Here is a 2833-nt window from a genome sequence, read left to right on the forward strand (position 1 = left end):
ACAGGGATATACGGATCCGGCTCAGAACCGTCAACACCTGTAGGAGGAGAAAACGCACATGCCGCAATTTGGTTCAGCCGAGACTTCGTCCGGCATGAGCAACTCGACGGAAGAGGCGGCGTGATGTGCTCTGTGGGCAGCCCTCGACCCTCCGGATCCACTCCCTGAGGAATCCAGACCGTCCAAGGTTCGCAGCTGGACCATTCGGTGAACCAATTCCGTCCGATTAAGCCTGTGCGGTCCCCTTGAGATCATACTCAGCGGTCCGGTTCTCGTCGGGCTCGTTTTTCCGTCCCCGTCTCCCCCGCTTCGGTAGCCCTTTTTGCCCCCTCAATCCCCGCTTTTTTCCCCTGTTTATAAGTTTGGTATTTGAGCTGGTCACAGATTTGACCCCACCTCCTTCAGGGATCGAGCGGCGTTTTAGGCGGTTCCAGGCCTGCCATTCCGGAGAGACGATCCGTACGATATTTGTGTCGTTGCGCCAGGCGGCGAGACGGCGCTGCTCTACCGTGATCAGGCCCAGGATTTTGGCCTGCCGGAGGGCGTTCTTCACCATGGAACGGCTGACCCCCGCCAGGGCCGCGATGAAGTCGTTACAGTGACGGCAATCCCCGTGCCGGACCACCGTTTCTGCGATAACGGCGAGGACGGCCGCCTCGCCTTGGGTGAAAAGGGCGGCCAGAGCTGGAGGAAGCCGCCCGGAAGATGCCCAGCGGCGACGACGTGCAAGACTGCTGTTTGTGATCGGACGCGAGCCTACGGCCTTCCTATGCGGTTCCGGGGGGGCTTTGGGGACGACCTTGCGGATCTCGATGAGGTTCGAGAGCTCGTCCGCCTCGGCCTCCGTGATCTGGGCCGCGCTGAAGGCCCTCCACAGCAGCACGGCTAACTTGCCCAAGGCCATCCGCGGGGCGGACTCGATCGCGGACCTGAGTTCATTTGCAAACATCGTCACAGCCCTGTTTTGGGCCGCGTCAAAGCAGGGAGCCCTCCTGGAAGGCGGACTCGTCAAAAGGCAAAGCGCCATCGACTCGGGACAAAATCCCGATTGACTCCTGCGAGGAGCTATGGTGTCTGAGGAGCGTTGTGTTTTTCCCCTCAGTTTTACCAAATCGACGGCCCCACTCCGGCAAGGGTGGGGCCGTTGGCATTTTGGCTTAAGTCTTTCGCGCGGCAGCGTCTCTCGGTGGTGGTTCGCCAGCGACTCACGTAATGTGAGTTTGACCAGACGCGTCATCTCGACTGGTAGAGGGCGTTGAGTCAACGCCGGAATGTACCGCTTTAACTCTGATCGACGATGCAGAAGGCGCCGGGGCGGCAAACCGCCCTGAATTTTTGCTATTTTGCTATCAAACTAGGGCAATATTCTTCTACAAATTTACGTGCCTAGTGATTAAGTGGCGTATTGCCGTATAATGCCTAAGCCTTTCAAAACTCAGGCAAGCGGGGGCTTTTCGTTCTTAGTGAGGATGTCGTTGATCGCCTCGGTCATCACGTCCTGCAGGGTCCGGTCACCGTCGAGGGCGATCTGCTTCAAGGCCTTCCAGGCCTCGGGGCGAGCCCGCACAAGAATACCTCGACGCCCGTCCGGCTGACGGCTTCGGGCCTTTTTCTTGGCGGGAAGCGCCTTTGCTGGAACAGCGGCCGTTCTCCGCGGTGGCTCCGACTGATTCGGGGTAGCCACCGGAGGCATCTCGACCAGCTTCTGGGTCAAGCGTGTCCCCAGATTGGCAAAGCTCGGCTTTTTGCTCATCGTGTCCGTCCCTTCTTGAGGCCGCATGCGCGACGGGTCTCCTGCCAGAACTCCGCGATCTCGGCGGCAGCGGCGCTCCCCGGTTCGAATTCCCCCACCGCCTGTCCGCTGGCTAGCGCATGGGCGAAGGCTGCCCTGCTGGTAATCTGGCCGATCCAGGGCGTGACCCCCATCGCCAGGAGGGCTTCACGAGCCTCCGTGACTACGTGGCCGGCTTGGGTGCCGCGACGGGGTGGGGCAGCGTTGATCACGGGTAGCACCGGCTTGCCGATTGCCTGCGCCATATCGAGGGTGGCTGCCACGGCCGCGATGTCGAACACGGCTGGACGAAACGGAATCACCGCCAGGTCAGCGACACGCAGGGCGGCGGCGATATCGGCCGTGTTGTGGGGAGGAGTATCGATCATGACCCACGAGATGCCATCCTGGCGGGCGGCCTCGACGGTGTCGGCGAGCTCGCGGGCCTCGCACCGCGCCAGGATCGGCGTCGCGGCCCGACGGAGCTCGTGCCAGAGGGACAAGCTTCCCTGCGGATCGCAGTCGATCAGGAGAGCCGGCGCATCCGGCGCATCGGCATAGACGGAAAGGTGCGCGCAGAGCGTACTCTTGCCGCTGCCGCCCTTCCGGCTCGTAAAGGCGATGACGTGCAACGTCCGTGCTCCTCCTGTGGACAGCATCCATAGCCGAACGCCCGAAGCATCGTACTTCCTACAATATTTATGCGCTACGACCGTTGTCTTTTAGAGTTATATTTTGCTATTTTCATACGGTGCTAGCACCGTATGAAATTTTGCACGCTTGGAAAGCAGAGGAGCGAAACATGTGGGAAAGGCCCTTCTCGAACGTTTCACCGACATATCGAAGCCGGTTCGATCAAGGATTTCAGGCGATTTGGGTATCTTGGCATGTGGTAACATGCGGCGCTCAGCCTGCATTGAGGCCGGCGCATATTGCATCAGATTTTGCGGGGTGGATCGTTTTTGAGGGATGTGTTGCAGGTCTCGCAGGTTGTGTCCTTGGCGAGACTGAGTCGCTGAGGATATGCGTGATGGATCCGTTTTCCTTGTTCTGTGCAGGTCT

The 2833-nt window shown here is 60.0% G+C and carries 4 protein-coding genes; all 4 read right to left on the reverse strand.

What is annotated here, in order from left to right:
• Positions 1–226 precede the first annotated feature (226 nt).
• On the reverse strand, positions 227–904 hold the full coding sequence (locus MFF30_RS07210; protein WP_238278246.1) for a transcriptional regulator: 678 nt from the start codon (positions 902–904) through the stop codon (positions 227–229).
• Between the two features lie 531 nt (positions 905–1435).
• Positions 1436–1753 (reverse strand): ribbon-helix-helix domain-containing protein, encoded by a 318-nt coding sequence (locus tag MFF30_RS07215; RefSeq protein WP_238278247.1) that lies wholly within the window; start codon positions 1751–1753, stop codon positions 1436–1438.
• Entirely contained in the window at positions 1750–2403 is a 654-nt protein-coding gene (locus tag MFF30_RS07220; RefSeq protein ID WP_238278248.1) for a nucleotide-binding protein, read from the reverse strand. The genes MFF30_RS07215 and MFF30_RS07220 overlap by 4 nt, the downstream gene beginning before the upstream one ends.
• Before the next feature lie 96 nt (positions 2404–2499).
• Positions 2500–2833: hypothetical protein (locus MFF30_RS07225; RefSeq protein WP_238278249.1), on the reverse strand; the 334-nt coding region annotated here is incomplete at its 5' end.

Source organism: Methylobacterium goesingense (genome assembly GCF_022179225.1).
GTDB classification, from domain to species: domain Bacteria; phylum Pseudomonadota; class Alphaproteobacteria; order Rhizobiales; family Beijerinckiaceae; genus Methylobacterium; species Methylobacterium goesingense.

Bases quoted from the DNA above. Each gene is read 5' to 3' on its own strand.
- MFF30_RS07215 (WP_238278247.1), bottom strand. From the start codon at position 1,753: ATGAGCAAAAAGCCGAGCTTTGCCAATCTGGGGACACGCTTGACCCAG.
- MFF30_RS07210 (WP_238278246.1), bottom strand. From the start codon at position 904: ATGGCCTTGGGCAAGTTAGCCGTGCTGCTGTGGAGGGCCTTCAGCGCG.